Source organism: Plantactinospora sp. DSM 117369 (genome assembly GCF_053764795.1).
Window position 1 is genome coordinate 7,391,947 of the sequence record NZ_CM132446.1, and the last position, 20,772, is coordinate 7,412,718.

At 72.5% G+C, this 20,772-nt stretch carries 20 protein-coding genes; 13 read left to right on the plus strand and 7 right to left on the minus strand.

Translation table 11 applies throughout. From position 1 onward, the window contains the following. Positions 1-49 precede the first annotated feature (49 nt). Complete coding sequence (locus ACSMXO_RS31235) at positions 50-1,783, plus strand: RyR domain-containing protein (RefSeq protein WP_455414902.1); 1,734 nt, start codon at positions 50-52, stop codon at positions 1,781-1,783. Between the two features lie 20 nt (positions 1,784-1,803). Next, entirely contained in the window at positions 1,804-2,286 is a 483-nt protein-coding gene (locus tag ACSMXO_RS31240) for a hypothetical protein (protein ID WP_346258944.1), read from the plus strand. Between the two features lie 20 nt (positions 2,287-2,306). On the opposite strand, the gene ACSMXO_RS31245 is transcribed toward ACSMXO_RS31240, so the two are convergent. Beyond that, on the minus strand, positions 2,307-3,293 hold the full coding sequence (locus tag ACSMXO_RS31245) for an ArsR/SmtB family transcription factor (RefSeq protein WP_455414903.1): 987 nt from the start codon (positions 3,291-3,293) through the stop codon (positions 2,307-2,309). 230 nt (positions 3,294-3,523) lie between these two features. Here ACSMXO_RS31245 and ACSMXO_RS31250 point away from each other — a divergent pair, with 230 nt between their 5' ends. From ACSMXO_RS31250 to ACSMXO_RS31260, 3 genes are all read left to right on the plus strand, one after another. Beyond that, on the plus strand, positions 3,524-5,158 hold the full coding sequence (locus ACSMXO_RS31250; RefSeq protein ID WP_455414904.1) for a peptide ABC transporter substrate-binding protein: 1,635 nt from the start codon (positions 3,524-3,526) through the stop codon (positions 5,156-5,158). 153 nt (positions 5,159-5,311) lie between these two features. Then, the gene (locus tag ACSMXO_RS31255) at positions 5,312-6,322 is read left to right on the plus strand and encodes a phosphotransferase family protein (protein ID WP_455414905.1); all 1,011 of its coding nucleotides are present in this window, start codon (positions 5,312-5,314) and stop codon (positions 6,320-6,322) included. A 107-nt stretch (positions 6,323-6,429) separates the two neighbouring features. Then, positions 6,430-7,248: a hypothetical protein gene (locus tag ACSMXO_RS31260; RefSeq protein WP_455414906.1), complete on the plus strand. Its 819-nt coding sequence runs from the start codon at positions 6,430-6,432 to the stop codon at positions 7,246-7,248. Between the two features lie 12 nt (positions 7,249-7,260). Here ACSMXO_RS31260 and ACSMXO_RS31265 read toward each other — a convergent pair whose 3' ends face one another. Continuing rightward, complete coding sequence (locus ACSMXO_RS31265) at positions 7,261-9,060, minus strand: glycoside hydrolase family 15 protein (protein ID WP_455414907.1); 1,800 nt, start codon at positions 9,058-9,060, stop codon at positions 7,261-7,263. A gap of 240 nt (positions 9,061-9,300) precedes the next feature. Here ACSMXO_RS31265 and ACSMXO_RS31270 point away from each other — a divergent pair, with 240 nt between their 5' ends. Then, positions 9,301-9,807, plus strand: coding sequence for a nucleoside deaminase (locus tag ACSMXO_RS31270; protein ID WP_346258951.1), 507 nt, complete (start codon positions 9,301-9,303; stop codon positions 9,805-9,807). Positions 9,808-9,915: 108 nt separating this feature from the next. Here ACSMXO_RS31270 and ACSMXO_RS31275 read toward each other — a convergent pair whose 3' ends face one another. Then, positions 9,916-10,812: a dihydrodipicolinate synthase family protein gene (locus ACSMXO_RS31275; RefSeq protein ID WP_455414908.1), complete on the minus strand. Its 897-nt coding sequence runs from the start codon at positions 10,810-10,812 to the stop codon at positions 9,916-9,918. Positions 10,813-10,883: 71 nt separating this feature from the next. Here ACSMXO_RS31275 and ACSMXO_RS31280 point away from each other — a divergent pair, with 71 nt between their 5' ends. Beyond that, on the plus strand, positions 10,884-11,777 hold the full coding sequence (locus ACSMXO_RS31280; RefSeq protein WP_455414909.1) for a LysR family transcriptional regulator: 894 nt from the start codon (positions 10,884-10,886) through the stop codon (positions 11,775-11,777). Between the two features lie 174 nt (positions 11,778-11,951). Further along, positions 11,952-12,386, plus strand: a complete 435-nt coding sequence (locus ACSMXO_RS31285) for an ankyrin repeat domain-containing protein (RefSeq protein WP_346258954.1) — start codon at positions 11,952-11,954, stop codon at positions 12,384-12,386. Here the strand turns inward: ACSMXO_RS31285 and ACSMXO_RS31290 are convergent. Together ACSMXO_RS31290 and ACSMXO_RS31295 are read right to left on the minus strand one after the other, a co-directional pair. Then, on the minus strand, positions 12,383-13,072 hold the full coding sequence (locus ACSMXO_RS31290) for a cellulose binding domain-containing protein (protein ID WP_455414910.1): 690 nt from the start codon (positions 13,070-13,072) through the stop codon (positions 12,383-12,385). The genes ACSMXO_RS31285 and ACSMXO_RS31290 overlap by 4 nt on opposite strands. Then, positions 13,069-13,713: a hypothetical protein gene (locus ACSMXO_RS31295; RefSeq protein ID WP_455414911.1), complete on the minus strand. Its 645-nt coding sequence runs from the start codon at positions 13,711-13,713 to the stop codon at positions 13,069-13,071. The genes ACSMXO_RS31290 and ACSMXO_RS31295 overlap by 4 nt, the downstream gene beginning before the upstream one ends. 53 nt (positions 13,714-13,766) lie before the next feature. Between ACSMXO_RS31295 and ACSMXO_RS31300 the strand changes: the two genes are divergently transcribed. From ACSMXO_RS31300 to ACSMXO_RS31320, 5 genes are all read left to right on the plus strand, one after another. Continuing rightward, a complete protein-coding gene (locus ACSMXO_RS31300; protein ID WP_346258957.1) occupies positions 13,767-13,940 on the plus strand; it encodes a hypothetical protein in 174 nt (57 codons plus the stop codon). Next, positions 13,940-14,086, plus strand: a complete 147-nt coding sequence (locus ACSMXO_RS31305; RefSeq protein ID WP_455414912.1) for a hypothetical protein — start codon at positions 13,940-13,942, stop codon at positions 14,084-14,086. Before ACSMXO_RS31300 ends, ACSMXO_RS31305 begins: the two co-directional genes overlap by 1 nt. A gap of 219 nt (positions 14,087-14,305) precedes the next feature. Beyond that, a complete protein-coding gene (locus tag ACSMXO_RS31310; RefSeq protein WP_455419355.1) occupies positions 14,306-17,107 on the plus strand; it encodes an aconitate hydratase in 2,802 nt (933 codons plus the stop codon). Positions 17,108-17,242: 135 nt separating this feature from the next. Beyond that, on the plus strand, positions 17,243-18,154 hold the full coding sequence (locus ACSMXO_RS31315; protein WP_455414913.1) for an NADP-dependent oxidoreductase: 912 nt from the start codon (positions 17,243-17,245) through the stop codon (positions 18,152-18,154). Positions 18,155-18,241: 87 nt separating this feature from the next. Beyond that, complete coding sequence (locus tag ACSMXO_RS31320; protein ID WP_455414914.1) at positions 18,242-19,024, plus strand: TIGR03089 family protein; 783 nt, start codon at positions 18,242-18,244, stop codon at positions 19,022-19,024. 16 nt (positions 19,025-19,040) lie between these two features. Here ACSMXO_RS31320 and ACSMXO_RS31325 read toward each other — a convergent pair whose 3' ends face one another. Both ACSMXO_RS31325 and ACSMXO_RS31330 read right to left on the minus strand, forming a co-directional pair. Next, a complete protein-coding gene (locus tag ACSMXO_RS31325) occupies positions 19,041-19,997 on the minus strand; it encodes a nucleoside-diphosphate kinase (protein ID WP_455414915.1) in 957 nt (318 codons plus the stop codon). A 6-nt stretch (positions 19,998-20,003) separates the two neighbouring features. Then, positions 20,004-20,648, minus strand: coding sequence for a hypothetical protein (locus tag ACSMXO_RS31330; protein ID WP_346258962.1), 645 nt, complete (start codon positions 20,646-20,648; stop codon positions 20,004-20,006). Positions 20,649-20,772 lie beyond the last annotated feature (124 nt).

Genomic DNA, 20,772 nt, shown 5'->3' on the forward strand with positions numbered 1-20,772 from the left:
CGACGGTACGATGGCGCTGCGTCCCGCACCGGATAGCAGGAGAGGTGTGGTGCCCGGAAACAGCCTCGGCGAGCCGCCCCGCGCACCGACCAAGAGTGTGCTCAGACTGGTGTTCGCGCTCGCCGGAGTGGTCGCCTTCGTCTGTGGCTACATCGGGCTCTATCAGCACATCAACCGGATCGGCGGATACGGCAACAACCCGTACGACCTGATCTACTACGACCTACAGCTCTTCGTGCTCGGCTCTCCGCCGCTGGACGAGGGTGGGCCGTTTCCGCCGCTGCTGGACTTCGCCCGGTTCGCGGCACCGGCCGTCACCGCGTACGCCGTGGTGGAGGCCTGTCGGCTGCTCTTCGCCACCGAGCTGCGCCGGCTGCGTGACCGCAACGCCCGGGGGCACGTCATCGTCTGCGGCGACGGCCTGGTGGCGGACACCCTGACCCGCCGGCTCCAGGCCGCCGGGCACCGGGTGGTGGCAGTCCGCTCCGACGACACGACGCCGTCCGGCACCGGCCGGGTGGCCCGGGCCGCCCGCGATCCGAACGTACTGCGCGGCGCCGGCATCGGGCGGGCCAAAGCGGTCTACGCCTGCACCGACGACAGCGCGACCAACGCCGCGATCGGGCTGGCCGCCGCCCGGCACGGCCGGTCCCCGCTGGCCGTGTACGCCCAGGTCGCCGACCCCGAACTCTGTCTCGCCCTCCAGGCCCGGCACCTGGGGCTGGCCCGGCACCCCGGCGCCCGGCTGGACTTCTTCAACATCGACGACCTGGCCGCCCGGAAGCTCTTCGCCGAGGACCCGCTGATCGCGGTGGACGGCCGGCCGCCCCGGGTGGTGGTGCTCGGCGCCACCGCGTTCGGCCGGGCGGTGCTCGTCGAGCTGGCCCGGCGGTGGCGGGTACGCGACCCGCACGGCGCCCGGCTGGTTCCGCTGGTCCTGGTCGACGAGGCGGCGACCGAGGCGGCGGCCCAACTCACCCACCGCTATCCGTTCCTGTCCCGGGTCTGCCGGATCATCCCGCTCGACGGCGGGCTCACCGAGCTGCTCGGCCAGCTTCCCCGGGCCGGCTTCCCGCTCCCGCCGGACCGGGTCTTCATCTGCTACGACGACGAGGAACGGGCGCTGAAGACCGCGCTCACCGCCGAGCAGCTCTGGCACGGCGGGCCCGGCTCGATGGTGGTCCGGCTGGACCGGCTGGCCAACCTGCGGGAGGCGTTCGGCAGCGGGCACGGCCTCGGCGTCCTCGACGACCTCTCCGGCGCACTCCGGCTCTACGGCGTGGTGCACGCGGCCTGCGACCCGGCGCTGATCGGGGACGACCTGGTCGAACGGCTGGCCCGGGTGATCCACGAGAGTTACGTGGTGGCCCGGCGCCGGCACGGTGATCGGCCCGGCAGCAATCCCGCGCTGGTGCCCTGGGAGGAGTTGCCGGAGTCGCTGCGCCGGGCCAACCGGGCCCAGGCCAAGGACATCGGCCGGAAACTGCGCGAGTTGGGCTGCGCCCTGTCGCCCCGGGTCGGGCCCGGCGACGAACACGCCCTGGAGGAGCCGGAGATCGAACGGCTGGCCGTCCTGGAGCACCAGCGCTGGCTGGCGGAGCAGGTGGCGAGCGGGTGGCGGTACGCGCCACACCGCGACGACGAGCGACGACTGCATCCGGCGTTGAGCCCCTGGGAGGATCTACGGGAAGATCTCCGGGAGCGTAACCACGAAGCGGTCCGGGAACTCCCGGTCATCCTGGCCGACGCGGGCTTTCGGATCGTCCGCGTCGGGCACGCGTAACCACGAACGGACGGTGCTGGATGGCCCGCATCGGTGTCACCGGGCACGTAGTGCTCGCCGACGGCACGGCGGAGCTGGTCTACGCCCGGCTGACCGAGGAGCTTCGCCCGTACGCCGGGCCGGAGCTGCACGGCATCACCTGCCTCGCCGACGGCGCCGATCAACTCTTCGCCCGGGCGGTACTGGCCAGCGGCGGGAGCTACGAGGCGGTGATCCCGGCCCGGGACTACCGGCAGCGGGCGGTGCGGGCGCACAACCTGTCCGCCTTCGACGAGCTGCTGTGCCGGGCCACCTCGGTGTCGTACATGCCGTTTCCGCGCTCCGGGCGGGAGGCGTACCTGGCGGCGAGCCTGGAGATGCTGCGCCGGTGCGAGCGGCTCTTCGCGGTCTGGGACGGCAACCCCTCGGCGGACGTCGGGGACACCGCAGACGTGGTCCGGGCGGCGCAGTCCCGGAACCTCCCGGTGACCGTGCTCTGGCCGGCCGGCGCCCGCCGCCGCTGACCGATGGACGGCGAGGTCCGTCACCGACGACTGACGGCGTCGTTGCCGGTGAGCAGGGCGCGGGCCAGCGGGGTGAGTGTGTGGTGGGCGGCCTTGCCGTGCCGGGTGGTGCGCAGCAGCCCGGCGTCGCGGAGCACGCTGGCATGCTGCGACGCGGACGGGGTACTGATGCCGGCCCGGCGGGCCAGGTCGGTGGTGTTCGCCCCGACCAGGGCGGCCCGGAGCACCGCCGCCCGGGAGCGCCCGAGCAGCGCGGTCAGCGGATCGCCGGTGGCCGCGGCGGCGCCGAGCGCGTACACCGGAACCGGCCGGTGCCCGGGGGCACGACCGCCCGGGGTGCGGGGCCGGCGTACCGGATAGGCCAGCACGACCGAGTCCGGTCGACCGCCGACCCAGAGCTTCCGGGCGAAGACCGACGGCACCAGCAGCAGGCCGGCGCCGTTCGGCCGCAGGTCCAGGTCGACGGCGGAGCTCACCGAGAGCACCGGGTTACGCCACGCCGCCCACGGGTCGAACATCGCCAGCAGGGCCTCCACCCCGCCGGTGGCCAGGGCACGGCTGCGCTCGTTGACGTCGAGCCGGACAACCGACTCCCAGGTCGCCAGTTCGGCGGCGACCCGGCGGTCGTAGTAGCCGCGCACCGCCGCAGCAAGGCTCCGGGCCCGGCGTACCGAGGTGGTGAGCAGCCAGGCGAGCGCGCCCTCCAGGGTCCGGTCCTCGGAGAGCGGGGCGAGCAGGTCGGCCGAACCGGCCCGGCCGTCCGGGGCCGGCGTCGGCCTGCGCCGGCCACCCGGACCGGCGCCGGTCGACTCGCCCAGCTCGCGCAGCCAGCCGGCGAGTTCCGGTCCGGCCACCGGATCCGCCGTGCCGTCGGCCGGTGCCCCGGCGAGGCTGACGACGACCTCGTACAGCGGGAGGGGCGCGGGTGCGATCCGGGTCCGGGCGATGTCCTCGGGGCCCAACCAGATCCGGATCATCACCACCTCCACGCCTCGGCCGAGCCGCACTGCCCGACTGTTGTCTGCTCACGAGACGCGATCACCCCGCCGCCCAGTTGTCGGCTCTCTGGACGGTTTGGACCCAGTCAAAAGCATTGCCCGGACGGGCTGATCGGCTCGTAACTGGGAGGCAGGAGCCGGCCGGTGATGGCCCGGTCCGGCCGGACGGACGACCGTCGCGCCCGGCGAGGTCCCGCCGCCCCGGGCTGCCGGTGCGGCACCGATGCGAAGGAGTCCTGATGCCGGTGTCCAGACGGATGACCTGGAGCGCGGCGGCGCTGGCCGTCGTACTCGCCGCGACGGGGTGCAGTGGCGACGGCGAGGACTCGAGCACCCCGGACGCCGACGCCGTGGTCCGGATCGGGATCGCCGAGCCGCAGCACCTGCTCCCGTCGGACACCACCGAGAGCGCCGGGGCGCAGGTGCTGGCCGCCCTCTACACCCCACTGGTCGAGTTCGACGAGAACAAGAAGCCGTTCGAGGTGGCGGCCGAGTCGATCGCGTCGACCGACAACAAACTGTGGACGGTGAAGCTGAAGGGCGGGTACACCTTCCACAACGGCGAGGCGGTCACCGCCGACAGCTACATCAACGCCTGGAACCACGCGGCATACGGGCCGAACGCCAAGGGCGGGGCGTACTTCTTCGGCCAGATCGAGGGGTACGAGGATCTCCAGTCGACGGACCCGGACGGCGACGGCCCGCAGAAGGCTCCGGAGCCGAAGGCCCGGAAGCTGACCGGCCTGAAGAAGGTCGACGACCTCACCTTCACCATCACCCTCTCCGGGTCGTTCGCGGAGTTCGAGTCGGTGCTCGGCTACCACGTCTTCGCGCCGCTGCCGAACGCCGCCTGGGCCTCGGACGGGGTGCTGAAGGAGGGCTTCGAGGACGCTCCGATCGGCAACGGCCCGTTCAAGATGAAGGGCACCTGGCAGCACGACAGCCGGATCGAGGTCGAGCGGTACGACGCCCACCCCGGCCCCAAGCCGAAGGTCGGCGGCGTGGTCTTCCAGATCTACCAGGTACTGACCGCCGACTACGCCGACCTGCTCGCCGGAAACAACGACGTGACCCGGCAGGTGCCGATTGAGGCGCTGAGCACCGCGCCGGGCGACCTGGGCGACCGGTTCAAGAAGAGCCCGCTGTCGTCGTTCCAGTTCCTCGCCTTCCCCACCTTCCAGCCCGAGTTCGCCAGGGCGGAGGTACGCAGGGCGATCTCGATGGCGATCGACCGGGACGAGCTGGTGAAGACGGTCTTCAAGGACTCGCAGACCTCGGCACGCTCCTTCGTCTCCCCACTGGTCGCCGGTGCCCGGCCGGACACCTGCGGCGAGGCGTGCCAGTTCGATCCGGCCCGGGCGAAGGCCGACTACCAGGCGGCCGGCGGGCCGGCGAAGTTGCAGATCTCCTACAACGGCGACGGCGGCCACAAGGAGTGGATCGAGGCCACCTGCAACCAGCTCTCCAACAACCTCGGCGTGGACTGCATCAGCACGCCCGAGGCACGCTTCGCCGACCTGCTGAACAAGGTGGAGGCGAAGACCCCGGTCGGGATGTTCCGGATGGCCTGGTCGATGGACTACCCGTCGATGCAGAACTACCTCGGGCCGCTCTACACCACCGACGGGTCGTCGAACTACTACGGCTTCAGCAACGCCGAGTTCGACCGGCTGGTCGCCGAAGGCGAGCGGGCGCCGAACCAGGAGGAGGCGATCAAGAAGTACCAGGAGGCGGAGCAGATCCTGGCCCGGGAGATGCCGGTGATCCCGCTCCGGTTCGGCCAGAACAACTTCGGCCACTCGGCCCGGGTCAGCAACGTCGAACTGGACGCGTTCGGCCAGGTCGACCTGCTGAAGATCGAGGCGACCGGCTGACCGGCCCCGGCGCGGCGGGCTGAGCGCTCCGTCGCAGCCCGTCTCCGACGCCCCGTTCTCCGCCGCCGGTGCCGCCGGTACTGGGGAGCGGGGCAGCGGTTCGGCCGGCAAAACCGGTTGCCCGGCGTACTGCCGGGATAACAGGGTGGACGGGTGCTGACGCCACCGGACGATCTTCCCGAGGACGTACTCCGGTCGGCGCTGGTCCGGGAGTGGGAGCTCGGGGTCGCCTCGCTCGAATACCGCGCGGTGGGCCGGGGCAGCCACCACTGGGAGGTCGTCGGCACCGAGGGCGGCCGGTGGTTCGTCTCCGTCGACGACCTGGCCACCAAGCGGCTCAGCCTGACCGACCCGCTGGACGCGGCGTACGCCCGGTTGCGGGCCGCGCTCGGCACCGCCCGGCGGCTCCAGGAGCACGGTTGCGGGTTCGTGGTGGCCCCGATTCCGACCCGGGGCGGCGAGCCACTGGTCCGCACGGGCGACCGGTTCGGCGTGGCGGTCTATCCGTACGTCGACGGGGAGAGCTTCCGGTGGGCCGAGTGGGCCTCCCCGGCGCACCGCCGGGGCGTACTCGATCGGGTGATCGCCGTGCACGCGGCGCCGGCGGCGGCCCGCGACCATGCCCCGGTCGACGACTTCGCCATCCCGCACCGGGACGAGTTGGAGGTCGGCCTGGCCGGCACCGGGCGCGTCCCCGACACCGGCCCGTACGCCCGGCTCGCCGCCCGGCTGCTCGCCCGGCACGCGGCACCGGTACGCCGGCTGCTCGCCCGGCACGCCGAACTCGTGCTGGTGGCGCGGGCCCGACCGGCCCGGATGGTCCTCACCCACGGTGAGCCGCATCCCGGCAACACCATGCGGACCGCCGACGGCTGGCGGCTGATCGACTGGGACACCGTGCGGATCGCGCCGCCCGAGCGCGACCTCTGGCTGATAGAGCCCGGTGACGGCTCGGTGCTCGACGGCTATGCCGAGGCCACCGGTGTGGCGCCGCTGGCGGAGATGCTGGAGCTGTATCGCGGCTGGTGGCATCTTGCCGACGTCGCCGAGGAGACGAGCCGGTTCCGGGCCCCGCACACCGGGACCGAGGACGACGACGAGTCGTACGCGATCCTCCGCTCGGTGCTGGAGCACATCAGCACCCTGCCGACCGCCCAGGTCTGAACCGTGCTGACCGCCTGCTGTGGCACCATTGATCAAGATATGTCGGAACGCTCGGTGGCGGCGCGGTCGAGCTTCCACCCGAGGAGATTCCGTCGGGAAGGGTCGAGATGCGCGCCCGGAAGTGGACGGCCCTGGTCGTGCTGCCGGCGCTGGCCGCCTGTGCCACGCTGCTCGGCTGCGACTCGCGGGACGAGGAGAAGCGGCCGTCCCAGGCGGAGACCCTGCGCGCCTACCAGCCCCGGTTCGAGGAGCTACGGCGCAGGCTCGGCCAGGTCCGGTCGGTGCTGCCAACCGGCAAGGTGGGCCGGGATTCCTGTCAGGTCCCGGGCCCGCTGGATCCGGCGTTCACCTACCGGACCGGGGACGAGGAGCAGAACGGGAACACCGCCGAGGTCTTCGTGGAGCGGTCCCTGACCGAACCGGACACCCGGCTGCACTGGGACCGCAGCTTCCAGTACGGCGACACGCTGCTGCTCGACGCCCTGCACTGGACCGGGCCGCGCGGCCCGCTGGGCGAGAACCACTTCGAACTCTGGCCGCAGCCGTACTACTGGGACGAGGGCGACGACCGCGAGCTGCGGGCCACACTGGACCGCGCCCTCGACACGCCCTACCTGGTGGTACTCCGGGTACGCACGTACACCCCGCCGACCTCGCAGGACGGTCGCACCGCGATCGGCTTCGTCGCGAGCGTCGAGCTGGACGGCTTCGTGGTCGACCTGCGACAGGTGAGGCTGCTCTGCTCGTTCGGCGCCGCCGGGCGGTACGCGGCACTGCACGTCATCAACATCGGGCCGGGCCAGTCCTGGGGAAGCCGGGTCTACGAGGAGTTGCAGGGGTCCGCGGGACGCCGGATCGCCGAGAAGCTGGAGTCGCTGACCGGCGGCACCGCCGACCCGCCACAGACGACGACCGCCTGGCGGTGAGGACCGGGCACGTCAGAACACCGTGGTGATCGGCGTGGGCCGCCCCGTCTTGGCCGAGGTGAGCCGCCAGGCTGCCGAGATCAGCCCGATGTGCGAGAACGCCTGCGGAAAGTTGCCCAGTTGCTCGCCGGTACGCAGGTCGATCTGCTCGGCGAAGATGCCGAGGTCGTTGGCCCGGGCCACCAACCCCGCGAAGAGCGCGTCGGCCCGATCCTGTTCACCCAGGAGCGCGAGACAACCCACCAACCAGAACGAGCAGATGACGAAGCCGGCGGAGTCGCCGGACCAGCGCCGGACCAACCCGTCGGTGGTCAACTCCCGTTCGATCCGCTCGATCGTCGCGCGCATCCGCGGATCGGTCGCGGAGATGAACCCGACCAGGGGAAGGACGAGAACCGAGGCGTCCAGCCGGTCCGACCCGAAGGCGTCGGTGAAGGCACCGACGCCGGGGTTCCAGCCGTACCGCAGGATCGCCTCCCGGATCTCGTCGCGGACGGCCGCCCACCGCGCCACCTCGGCCGCCTCGCCCAGCATGGCGTCGAACCGTACGGCCCGGTCCAGTGCAATCCAACATCCCAACTTGGCCGTGAGGTAGTGACGTTCCTCGCCCCGCAGTTCCCACATGCCCGAATCCGGCAGCCGCCACGTCTCGACCGCGCGCTGGGCCATGGTCCGCAGCATCCGCCGTACCGGCTTGGGCATGGGGTCGAGGCGCTTGCGCAGCAACCACGCGGCGTCCAGCACCTGGCCGAGTACGTCCTGCTGGCGCTGGTGCCAGGCGTCGTTGCCGAGCAGCACCGGATCGTTCTCGCCCGGCTCGCCCAACATCCCGAGTTCACGTTCGGCCAGATCACGCTCTCCCTCCACGCCAAACATGATCGGTACGGGCGCCAGGCGGGCGTCGCCGATCGACTCGGCCAACCAGCAGAACAGCCTGTCCGCCTCCTTCGGGCAGGCCGCGACGGAGAGCATGCGCAGGGTGAGACTGAAGTCGCGCAGCCACACGTAGCGGTAGTCGTAGTTGTCGTGACCCTCCGGCCGCACCGGCACAGAGGTGGTCGCCGCCGCGACGACACCGCCGCTGGGCTGGTAGGTCAATCCCATCAGCAGCAACGTGCTGCGCCGTACCAGCTCCGAATGCTCCCCTTGGTAGTCGTGCTCCGCCATCCAGGAGCGCCAGCCCTCGACGGTGTCGGACAGCACCGCCGGCACGTCGGGAGGTATCGGTGCGTCCTCCCGGTAGCTCGACCAGTAGGCCAGCGAGAAGCTCTCCCGCTGGCCCGGTCCGATGGTGAACGACGAGGAGGCCGTCGTCTCCTGGCAGTCCACCGGCACGCTCGCGGTCATCCCGAGGGTGGCGCCGGTGGCGGTCCCGATCACGGTCTGACCGCGCGGTTCGAGGTAGGCGCGCACGCGGCCGTACTCGAAGTGGGGTGCGTAGGACATCACCATCGGCACCTCCCCGGCGAGCCCTTCCACCAGCCGCAGGAGCAGACCGGGCGGGCTGCGGCCGATGTCGTGCCCCCGGCCGCGGCCCAGGGTCAGGGCATCGGTGACCGCCACCGACCCCTCCTCGGTGTTGAAGACCGTACGCAGCACCAGCGTGTCCTGCAGGTAGCTCCGCTCGACCCGGTACTCGCCTGCCGGGCGGATCCACCAGTGCCCGCCGCTCTCGTCGAGCAGGCGAGCGAAGACCGAGGGCGCGTCGAACCGGGGCGGGCACCACCAGTCCACCGACCCGTCCCGGCCGACCAACGCACCGGACCGACCGTCGGCGAGATAGCCGTAGTCGTCGATCCGACGGGCGCACATCGCACGCCACCCCCCGGCTGGTCGATGTCCGGCGACCCCGGTCGCCTCTGCTCACCCCTACGTCTCCGGGCGGTCGCTTACCCCCACTCCGGCCGACCTAACCGACCGACGTCCGCGCCCGGCTCTGGCTGACCTTCGCCCGAGGTCAGCGCCAGCGTGTGCACGGTGCCGAGTCGGCGGCCTCGCGCTGAGCTCCGGCTGAGGTGGTCGGCCGGAGCCCGGTCGTCGTAGGGTCGGCCGGTGGATCCCAGCGAGATGGTCGGGGCGGCCCTGGCGGTCGCCGAAGCGGGCCTGGCGGCCGGGGAACAGCCGATCGGCGCCGTGGTGGTGCTGGGAGACGAGATCGTCGGACGGGCCTTCACCCGGGAACGCGGCCTCCGGCGCCGGCTGGTGCATGCCGACCTGCTGGCGATGATCGAGGCCGACGAGCGGCTGGGCTGGCGGGAACGCCGTGCTCCGCTGCGGCTGGCGGTCAACCTGGAGCCGTGCGTGATGTGCCTGGGCACGGCGATGGCGCTCGGCGTGGACGAGGTCTACTTCGGACTGGAGTCGCCGAGCGACGGCGGCGCCTCGGTCGCGGCGAGTTGGCGGCCGGAGCCGGCCGTACCGTGGTTCGCGGCTCCGTCGGTGCTGATCGGTGGAATCCGCCAGGAGGAGAGCCGGGAGCTGTTCCGCCGCTGGTGCGCGACCGCGCCTGATTCGCCCGCCCGGCGCTGGGCCGAAACCCTGGTCACCCCGTCGGCCTGAGGCTCTGGCCGGGCCGCCGCCCGACCGATCGCCTCGCCGGACGCGGGCCGCTCGGCCCAGTCCCAGCGAATCTGGTTGGCCCAGCCCCGCTAACCCGTTACCCGGGGCCTATCCGAGAACCTGCGACGACAGCGTCCGCCATCCATCATCGTGCGCAAGCCGCACCGCCGCTCGTACGGTCTCCGGGCGGGGCGGCACCAGCGGCAGCCGTACCGAGGGGGTCGGGATGCGGCCCTGCGCGTGCAGCACCGCCTTGATCACTGTGGGGTTCGGCTCGGCGAAGAGCGCGGTGGAGAGCACGGCGAGGCGGTGCCCGAGCGCCCGGGCCCGGGCGGTCCCGCCGGACCGCCACGCCTCGGCAAGCTCCACGAAGGCGGCGGTGCCGACGTGTGCCGAGGCCAGGATGCCGCCGTGCGCGCCGAGCGCCAGCAAGGGCGAGATCAGCGCGTCGTCACCGCCCAGCACCGCGAAGTCGGGCGGCAGCTCGGCCAGCAACTCGACGGTACCGCTGTCGATGCCGCCGACCGAGTACTTGATCCCGGCCACTCCGGGCAGCTCGGCCAGGCGCCGGATCGCACCCGTGGAGAGGTGCTGGCCGGTCCGGTACGGCACGTGGTAGACGACCAGCGGTACCGGACTGGCGGCGGCCAGCGCCGCGAAGTGCGCGAGTACCCCCGCCTCGCCGGGGCGCAGGAACGGCGGCACCACGCTCAGCGCCGCCACCACCTCGGCCCGGCCGGGCAGCGCCGCCACCGCCTCCACCGCATTGGCTCCGACGATCAGCGGGGCGTTCCGCTCCCGGCACACCCGGGCGATGACGTCGACCACGGCGTGCCGCTCCCGGACGTTCAGCGAGGCCGGCTCCGCCGTGGTGCCCAGGGCCACCACGCCGCCGGCACCGGCCGCCAGCACCTGGTGGGTCAGGGCTTCGAGCGCGCCGAGCGCCACCGCGCCGGTGGCCTCGAACGGGGTGATCAGCGGTACGTACACACCGGTTAACGTCATGACCACAGCGTCCGGCAGGCAGACCCGTAAGGTCTAGCAGCGCTTTCTGAACAGAAGCGTAAGCTTTCCTGATGCTCGACGTACGTCGGCTCCGGCTGCTCTGCGACCTCGCCCGGCTCGGCACGATCGCGGCCGTGGCGCAGGCGCACACCTACACCGCGTCGGCGGTCTCCCAGCAGCTGGCCGTGCTGGAGCGGGAGGCGGGCGTACCGCTGCTGGAGCGCACCGGACGGCGGGTCACCCTCACCACGGCCGGCCGGGTGCTGGTCCGGCACGCCGAGACGGTCCTCACCGCGCTGGAGCAGACCACGGCCGCGCTCGCCGCGGTCACCACCGGACCGACCGGCCCGCTGCGGATCGGTGCCTTCCCCACCGCGGTCCGTACGCTGCTCCCGGCCACTCTGGTCGCACTCGGCCACCAGCATCCCGGGCTGGAACTGCGGGTGACCGAACTGGACCCGGTGGCGGTGCCGGCCGGGCTGCGCGAACGCCGTCTCGACGTGGGCCTGCTGCACGACTACGACGTCGTACCGGTGGAGCCCGATCCCGGGCTGGACACGGTGCCGCTGCTGGACGAGACGGTCTTCCTCGCCGTGCCCACCAGCGTCCCCGAAGCCGCCGACCCGCTCCGGGACAGCCGGGACGCCGCCTGGATCCTGGCCAGTCCCGGCACCCTGTGCCACACGGCGACCCTGCACGTCTGCCTGGCCGCCGGCTTCACCCCCCTGGCCCGGCACCACGCCGACGACTTCGCCACCGTGCTGGCCCTGGTCGCCGCCGGGCAGGGCGTCTCGCTGATCCCGCAGCTCGCCGCCGCGCAGCCACCGGTCGGGGTCCGGCTGGTCCCGCTGGACACCCGGCGACGGACCCGGATCGCGTACCGACGCGGCGGCGCCAGCCATCCGGCGACGGCCGCCTTCGTCTCCGCGATCCGCGCCGCCACCAGCACGTTCCTGGGCCGCTGACCCGGCCGGGTCTGGCTGGCACCGCCCGCTGCGCGCCGCCGCGCTCGGCCCGGCGCCGCCCCGTCCGTGCACCCAGCTCGACAGTCCGCGCAGCGGCTACCCTCCGGTCGCCCATCAGGGCCGCTCCGACCCCGGGCTCCGCCCGACAGCGGGCACCGCCACTACCCTGGGCCGGTGCGGAGACGACGGTGGACGAAGCTCGGGGCGCGGCGGCGCAAGAAACTCGGCAAGCGGCTGGCGGCGGCGGTGCTCCGGGACGACGTGCCGCAGGTGGCCGCGCTGCTGGCCGCCGGCGCCGACCCGAACGCGGCGACCTCGGACGGCAGCACTCCGCTGTACCGGGCGTCCGTGCAGGGGCTGGCCCCGGTCGTACGGCTGCTGCTGGCCGCTGGAGCGGCGCCGGACGCCGAGAGCGGGCGGGGCGACGAGGGCACCCCGTTGACCGGTGCGGCTGCCTGGGGACACGCCGACGTGGTACGCGTACTGCTGGCGTACGGCGCCGACCCGGAGCGTCGGGAGGACTCCGGCACCGGCGCCACCCCGCTGGACTGGGCGGTACGCGGCGGGCACCAGGAGACCGCCGACCTGCTCAGGTCGCGGCCTAGCTAGTCGATCTCGCAGGCCCGACCGTTCACCGTGCAGCTGATCGGCCGCTCGCCGTCTCCCCAGCGCTCGAACTGGAACCGCAGCGGATCGGACCGTCCACTGGAGAGCGGCGCCCCACTCCGGAAGATCCACCGCCCGTCGTCGCGGTCCACCGACGGCCGGGGCGCACCCTCGACCCAGAAGCCCCACAGGTCGTCGACCTCGTTGCGGAACCGCAGCTCCACGGTCCAGGACTGCGCCGAGCCGGCCTCGTTCCGGACCAGCACCTCGGCGATGAACGAGTCACGGTACTCGGCGAGTACCCGATAGCGGCCGGTCAGCGGCTCGGGCGGCTTCGGCGCGGAGCTGGTCGGCCGGGCCTGCGGCGGTGTGGTACGCGGCGGCGCGGCCCGGGACGCCGCCGGCTTGCCACCGCCGTTCGGCCTGGTCGCGGTGGGCGTCGGAGTCCGGGGCCCGGCCGACGGCGAACCGCCCGGACTCGCCGGGTCGGTGGCGGAGTCCACCGGCGACGGGGTCGAGCCCGGGGCGAACGGCCAGGCCGGATCGGGTGCGCCGGAGGTGCGCCGGTCGCCGGTGAGGAATCCGCTGGCGAACGCGAAGAGCACGATCATGACCAGGACGCCGGCCAGCACGACGATCCACGGCGCCGCCGCCAGCAACCGCGGCCGGGTCGGTTCGGGGGCGCTCACCGTGCCGGGATCCGCACCGCGATCTCGTTGCCGAGTCGCCGTCCGGCGGAGAGTTCGAGGTCGTCGCCGCTCCAGAACCGCCCGGGGTCGTACCAGCTCGGCCGGCGCCCGGCCGGGAGCAGCCCCATCGCCTGGTAGGTCGCCGCGACCACCTCGGCGCAGTAGGCCGTCTCCAGAGTGCTGTCGCTCGGTCGGCGGCGCACGGCGGGAGCCCGGCCACGCAACCACCGCCAGGCGAGCTGGGCGGTGGACGGGAACGGCGTTCCGTCCAGGCGGGCGATGGTACGCAGCACCCCGTTCTCCATCTCGTCGTCGACCGGCGGTTCGAGTTGCCGCAGCCAGGCGCGCTGACCGTACCGGACTCCCCAGATCCGGACCGCGTCGCGCAGGTCGTGCAGTTGCACGCCCCGGTGGTGGCTGCCCGACCACATGTCCGGCAAGGACCGGCCGAGTTCGGCGTGCCACATTAACGGCGGCAGGTCCTCGATGACCACGGACATTCCGACATGGTTGACCGGACTGTTCGTGGTGAACTGGATCGCCCGATCCGGCACGCTGCGCCCCCGGAAGACCCACACATCGCCGGTACGGGTCAGCTCGACCGCCTCGTCGAGGCTGAGTTCGCTGCGCTCCTCGGCCATCGCTCCCACCTCGGTCCGCCCGTCCGCCCCGGGCCTGCGACTACCCTAGGCGGATGCGCTGGTGGAAGGTAATCGGTGTGGCGAGTGTCGTCGGGGTGGCCGCCACCGGGGTGGTGTTGGCCCGGGCCGAGCGACGCCGCCGGGCGTACACACCGGAACAGATCCGCGACCGGTTGCGGGAACGGCACGCCGAGGCGGTCGGCAGTGCAACTGACCGGACCGGGTGATGGTGCTGGCCGAGGAGGGCTGCGACTTCGTCCCCCAGCCGGCCGAGCCGTGCACCATCTCTTTTCCGCGTAACGGCATCAGCCGGACGCTCTACCAGCTCGACGAGGTGATCCGGGCGCAGGGCGTCGGCGCGGTCGAGCCCTGAACCGGGGACTCGGCGTCCCGGAATCCGGACAGGCTTGCGTTTATAGCAAGACGGACGTACGGTTTTGTTGAGTCGAACGAATGTCGGTAAGGGTTACCTGAGCCCGGTGCCCAGGTAATGGGTAGGAAAGACTCGGTACCACGCCCGGTCGCCCACCGGCCGGGAGGCCGGCCGGACCCGCCCCCGGAGACCGACGGCATGGGCCGGGACGAAGACAGCGTGAAGGAGTACGACGTGGCGAGCCTCGACACCTTCGGTGCGAAGAGCCAGCTGCGCGTCGCAGACGCGAGCTACGAAATTTTCAAGATCAACACGGTACCCGGGCACGAACGCCTGCCGTACAGCCTGAAGATCCTGCTGGAGAACCTGCTCCGCACCGAGGACGGCGCGAACATCACCGCCGAGCACATCCGGCAGCTCGGCGACTGGGACCCCACCGCCGACCCCAGCGTGGAGATCCAGTTCACCCCGGCCCGGGTGCTGATGCAGGACTTCACCGGCGTGCCCTGCGTGGTCGACCTGGCCACCATGCGGGAGGCGGTGCGCGAGCTGGGCGGCGACCCGACCAAGGTCAACCCGCTCGCACCGGCCGAGCTGGTGATCGACCACTCGGTGATCGCCGACCTCTTCGGCCGGCAGGACGCCTTCGCCCGCAACGTCGAACTGGAGTACGGCCGCAACAGGGAGCGCTACCAGTTCCTCCGCTGGGGCCAGACCGCCTTCAACGAGTTCAAGGTCGTCCCGCCCGGCACCGGCATCGTGCACCAGGTCAACATCGAATACCTCGCCCGGACGGTGATGGAGCGCGACGGCCAGGCGTACCCGGACACCGTGGTCGGCACCGACTCGCACACCACCATGGTCAACGGGCTCGGCGTGCTCGGCTGGGGCGTCGGCGGCATCGAGGCCGAGGCCGCGATGCTCGGCCAGCCGGTCAGCATGCTCATCCCCCGGGTCGTCGGCTTCAAGCTGCACGGCGAGGCGCCGGCCGGCACCACCGCCACCGACCTGGTGCTGACCATCACCGAGATGCTGCGCAAGCACGGCGTGGTCGGCAAGTTCGTCGAGTTCTACGGCCCCGGCGTCAGCGCGGTGCCACTGGCCAACCGGGCCACCATCGGCAACATGTCCCCGGAGTACGGCTCCACCGTCGCGATCTTCCCGATCGACGAGGAGACGGTCCGCTACCTGCGGCTCACCGGGCGCTCGGAGCAGCAGGTCGCGCTCGTCGAGGCGTACGCCAAGGAACAGGGCATGTGGCACGACCCGGCCGCCGAGCCCGACTACAGCGAGCGGCTCGAACTCGACCTGTCGACGATCGAGCCGTCGCTGGCCGGCCCGAAGCGCCCGCAGGACCGGGTGCCGCTCGCCAACGCCAAGACGCTGTTCCGGTCCGCGCTGATCGACTACGTCGGTGACGGCGTCGGCGCGCACGGCCACGCCGACGAGGCGAGCGAGGAGTCGTTCCCGGCCAGCGACCCGCCGGCCAACGCCGTCAACGACCCGGCCGACGCGCCGCGCGAGCTGGTCTCCGCCGCCACCGGGGCGAAGGGCCGGGCCAGCAACCCGATCCGGGTCACCGGCGACGACGGCGTGGAATACGAGCTCGACCACGGCGCGGTGGTGATCGCCGCGATCACCTCCTGCACCAACACCTCCAACCCGCAGGTGATGATCGGCGCCGCGCTGCTGGCCCGGAACGCCGTCGACCGGGGGCTGTCCCGCAAGCCGTGGGTGAAGACCACCCTGGCCCCCGGCTCCAAGGTGGTGATGGACTACTACGAGCGGGCCGGCCTCACCCCCTATCTGGAGAAGCTCGGCTTCCACCTGGTCGGCTACGGCTGCACCACCTGCATCGGCAACTCCGGCCCGCTGCCCGAGGAGGTCTCGGCGGCGGTCAACTCGCACGACCTGTCGGTGGTGTCGGTGCTGTCCGGCAACCGGAACTTCGAGGGCCGGATCAACCCGGACGTCAAGATGAACTACCTGGCGTCCCCGCCGCTGGTGGTGGCGTACGCGCTGGCCGGCACGATGGACATCGACCTGGCCAACGAGCCGATCGACACCGGCGCCGACGGGCAGCCGGTCTACCTGCGGGACATCTGGCCCAGCGCCGCCGAGATCGACGAGGTCATCGCGAACGCGCTGCGCAGCGAGATGTTCACCAAGGACTACGCCGACGTCTTCGCCGGGGACGAGCAGTGGCGCTCGCTGCCCACCCCGGAGGGCGACACCTTCGCCTGGGCCGGCGAGTCGACGTACGTGCGCAAGCCCCCGTACTTCGAGGGCATGGACCGGGAGCCGGCGCCAGTCGTGGACATCTCCGGCGCCCGGGTGCTGGCCAAGCTCGGTGACTCGGTCACCACCGACCACATCTCGCCGGCCGGCTCGATCAAGCCCGACTCCCCCGCCGGGAAATACCTGGCGGACCACGGCGTACCCCGGCACGAGTTCAACTCGTACGGGTCGCGGCGGGGCAACCACGAGGTGATGATCCGGGGCACCTTCGCCAACATCCGGCTGCGCAACCAGCTCGTGCCGGGTGTCGAGGGCGGGTTCACGGTCAACCACCTGACCGGCGAGCAGACCTCGATCTACGACGCCTCGGTGGCGTACCAGTCCGCCGGCATCCCGCTGGTGATCCTGGCCGGTACGGAGTACGGCTCCGGCTCGTCCCGGGACTGGGCGGCCAAGGGCACCATGCTGCTCGGCGTGCGGGCGGTGATCGCCCAGTCGTACGAGCGGATCCACCGGTCGAACCTGATCGGGATGGGCGTGCTGCCGTTGCAGTACCCGGCCGACACCGACGCGGCCTCGCTCGGGCTGACCGGCACCGAGACGTTCTCGATCAGCGGGGTGACCGCGCTGAACGAGGGCCGGATCCCGGGTACCGTCCGGGTGACCACGGACACCGGTGTCGAGTTCGACGCGGTGGTCCGGATCGACACCCCGGGCGAGGCCGACTACTACCGGCACGGCGGCATCCTGCGGTACGTGCTGCGCAAGATGCTGGCCGCCTGAGTCAACCCGCCAGTTCCGCGAAACCGGGCCGGTCACCCTCGGGTGGCCGGCCCGGCCCGGTTCCGGCGACTTGACCTCAATCGAGGTTGAGGGCACAGACTCGGCCCGTCCACACGACGACGGGGAGGATGTCTGATGCGAGCGGCGGGTTTCACCGAGTACGGCGGTCCGGAGGTGCTCCGGCTGCTGGAGCTGCCCACTCCGGTGCCCGGCCCCGGCCAGGTACGGATCCGGGTGAAGGCGGCCGGCGTCCAGCCGTACGACTGCGCGGTCCGGGCCGGCTGGACGCCGCCGGGGGTCACCGGCGGCCTGCCGAGGGTGCCCGGCAACGAGTTCGCCGGCATCGTCGACCAGCTCGGGCCGGACGTCACCGGCGTCCGGGTCGGTGCCGAGGTGCTGGGCTTCGGCCAGCTCAACTGCTACGCCGAATACCTGGTGATCCCGGCCGACCAGATCACCGCCAAGCCGCCGGGCATGCCCTGGGAGGTGGCCGGTGGCTTCACCGCCGGGGCGCAGACCGCGCACATCGCCCTCGGCGAGTTGGGCCTCGCCCGCGGCGAGACGCTGCTGGTGCACGCCGCCGCCGGTGCGGTAGGCACGGTGGCGGTACAGCTCGGCGTGGCGGCCGGCGTGACGGTGCTCGGTACCGCCAGCCCGGGCAACCACGACTACCTGCGGTCACTCGGCGCGACCCCGGTGGCGTACGGGCCGGGCCTGGCCGACCGGATCCGCGCGCTCGCACCGGACGGGGTGGACGCGGCGCTGGACGGGGCCGGCGGCGACGCGCTGCGGGTCAGTCTGGAGCTGGTGCCGGACCGGACGCGGATCGTCACCCTGGTCGAGCACGACCGGGCCGAGGAACTCGGCGTCCGGCTCAGCCGCAACCTCCGCTCGGCGCGCCGGCTGGCCGAACTCGTCGACCGGCACACCCGGGGCGAGTTGCGGATCCACGTCCGCCGGACGCTGCCGCTGGAGCAGGCCGCCGAGGCGCATCGCGAGGTCGAGACCGGCCACGGCCGGGGCAAGCTGGTGCTCACCCTCGACTGAACAAGGCGACCGGACCGGTATCGTCGGTGCGGCGCGGGCCGGCTCCAGCGGGCGCCATCACCGGAAACCATCAGGCAGGGGGACTCCGTGCGGCAGAGTTCGGCCCGGGCGGGCGGGGTACCGGCGCTCTTCGCGTCCGCGCTGGCGACGGATCCGGTCCGGCCGTTGCTCACCTACTACGACGACGCGACCGGGGAGCGCACCGAACTGACCGCCGAGGCGCTGGCCGAGTGGGTGGCCCGGACGGCGAATCTGCTGGTCCACGGGTGCGGGCTGGGCATCGGCGCCCGGGCCGCGGTGCTGTTGCCGCCGCACTGGCAGACCGCCGCCGTACTGCTCGGCACCTGGTCGGCCGGAGTGTCGGTGAGCTTCCACGGCACCGCCACGGCCGGGCTGCCCCGGCTCGGCCCGGGCGTCGAGGAGCCGTTCGACGTCACCTACGCCGCGCTGGGCCGGATCGACGACTGGCTCGACCACGTACCCGAGGCGGCGCACCGCTTCGTGCTCGGCTTCGCCCCGGACGCCGCCCCGCTGGGCGAGCCGCCAGCCGGCTACCGGGACTACCTCACCGAGGTACGCCGGCACGACCCCAACCTGCGGCCGTACGTGCCGCTGCGGCCCGACGACCCGGCCAGCGTGGACGGCACCAGCTACGCCGACTGGGGCCGGCTGGCCCGGGGGATGGCGGACGAGGTCTTCGGACTGCACCCCGGCGACCGGGTACTGGTCGACGCGGCCGCGCACGAGCACCCGGTGAAGTGGCTGCTGGCGCCGCTGGCCGCCGGCGCCACGGTGGTGCTCTGCGCCAACCTCGACCCCGCGACGGTGCAGCGGCGCAGCCGGGCCGAACGGGTGACCCGGGTGCTCTGACCGTCCCGCCTCCGGTTCAGCCGGTGGTGGAGGTGTCCGGCAGCAGGCTGGTCGCACCGGGCACGTACGGGTCGAGCAGGTGGGTGGCGAGCACGATCCGCTGCCACCGGCTGACCGGTACCCCGCTCGACTCGGCCAGCCGCACCACCGTGCGCCAGTCCCGCGAGCAGCGGGTCCGGATCCGGCCGATCAGCGACACCAGTTCCCCGGCCGCCGTACCCGCACCGTCCCGCCGGCGGGCCTCGGCGACGTCGGCCAGCTCGCCGAGGGTCCGGTCCAGTTCGAGGTCCACCTCCGGAGTGGCCGCCTCCAGCCGGTCGGCCAGGGCGAACGCCTCCGACCGACCGTCCGGGGACGGACCCGCCGCCCCGCCGAGCGTGCGCCGGTAGAGACCGGCCCGGGTCTCGTGGTTGCAGAGCACGGCCAGCTCCCGGAGCAGGTCGGCCGGCTCGTCGGCGGCGTGCACCAGGTTGAGCTGGTAGTTGAAGCTGCCGACGTCGTAGCGGAGCTGGCCGGGCCGGCAGCGGACCGGGTCGGCCGGCCCCTTGGCGGTGCTCAGCACCAGCGAGGCCGGCTCGGGACGGCCGGGCAGAGCGAGCAGCAGGAGCAGGCATTCGCACGCCGTGACGTAGAGGTCGGCGGCGTCCCGCCGGTCCCGGCTGGCGGCGTTGAGGCCGTACTGCCACAGCGCCCGTACGCCGTGCCGGTCGATGGTCACCGTCGCCGCCCAGACGATGCTGAAGCCGTACGCCAGCACCCAGCGCAGCACCGGGCCGAGCCGGCGGCTGACCACGGCGTCCGGCTTCAGCAGCAGGAGTGCGTGGTCGTGACAGAACTCCTCGATCCGGCCACCACCGACGGCGAGCAGGTCTTCGAAGCTCTCCCGGAAGTACGTGTCGACCGCGTAGAGGGACCGCTTCTGGGGAAGCGTCGACAGGAAGGCGGGGATCTCCTCGGCGCCGGGGGTGGCCATCGCGGGTCACTCACGCAGTTCCGCGGCTCGCCGTCCGACCTCTCCCGGGCTGAGCAGCTCACCGTCGAGCACCACGCCGACGAATCCGTCCAGCGGGATGTGCTCGAAGACCGGCGCGCCGAGGCGGGCGAAGACCGGCGCGGGGACCAGCTTCAGCGCGGTGGTGACGATCAGGGTGGGCAGCGTCTCCGCCAGTTCCCGGGTGCCCCGGATGTTGAGCACGGTGTCCGGCCCGATCGCGTCGGCGCCGGCCAGCGCGACCGCCGGCTCGCCGGTACGCAGCGACTCCGGCAACTGGGCCAGGATCTGCTTGACGATGGAACTGCTCGGCGCGTAGGTGACCGGGACACCCTGCTCGCCGACCCAGGTGACCGCCGCCTTCACGGTGTTCTCCACCGCGTGGTCCAACTCGGCCCGGATCCGGCGGAGCGCCTCGGCCGGCTCGGCGGAACGTACCGCGTTGGCGATGTGCCACATCGGTGCGTAGCCGGGTAGCCGGGCCGTCAGGAACTCGGTCGCGTCGGCCGCCGCGGCGGGATCGTCGACCAGGTCGAGCAGACCCTGGATCACCAGCCGGGCCACTCCGGTGGCCCCGGCCGTGGTGACCGTGACGGCCTCGCGAAGCGATGGCGGCAACGTAGCTTGGTCCATGATGTTCGGGCTCTTTCCATTCCGGGTCTGGTCCCCTGAGGACAGGACTACCTCCCGGCATCGAGAGTGCCCGATCTGCGCGCACCCCGGCACCGAGTTTGGTAGTTCATATCAAACGGACACC